The following is a 606-nucleotide window of genomic DNA, read 5'->3' on the forward strand; positions in this document are numbered from 1 at the left end:
TTGGATGGAGTGAAAACGGACAAAGTTCTCTCTGTTCGTGAAGAGAATCTAGTTTCGCCTACTTCTGAAATTACTCTCATTGGGACTAAGCCTATTAAGGGGAAAGACCGTGTGGTTAACACAGAAGAGATTGCCCCAACGATTGAGTATCGTGAAGATCCCGACCTTCTCAAAGGGCAAACTCGAACTGTTTCAGGTCAGGTAGGGCAACGTAAGACGACAGTTGTCTATGAAACAGACCATGGTGTGCGGACCGATATCATCCTCTCTCAAACTAGCGAGGTTATCACTGCTGCTACCCCGTCCATTGTTTATCAAGGGACTAAGGTTATCAGTGGATTCTTACCTGAGGATGGGAAATTATCCCCTGTAGCAGAAAATCCAAGTGCAGAAATTAGTACAGAGGATATTGATTTTACTACTGAATTTCGTGACAGCATCGATTTACCAAAAGGGCAAACTAAGATTTTGATTCCTGGTGAGAAAGGGCAACGTACTGTTATTACAGAAATCAGCCGTGAAGATGATGGGGAAGTTCGTCGTGAGCTATCTAATCGCATTACCAAAGAGCCAGTTAACCAAGTTATCTTGGTAGGGACGAAAGCC

General features: G+C 43.9%; 1 protein-coding gene. It reads left to right on the plus strand.

Annotated features, from left to right (window positions below; all coding sequences use genetic code 11):
- Positions 1-606: G5 domain-containing protein (locus STRDD10_RS11230; RefSeq protein ID WP_197458340.1), on the plus strand; the 606-nt coding region annotated here is incomplete at both ends.

Source organism: Streptococcus sp. DD10, from assembly GCF_001578805.1.
Classification (GTDB): Bacteria; Bacillota; Bacilli; order Lactobacillales; family Streptococcaceae; genus Streptococcus.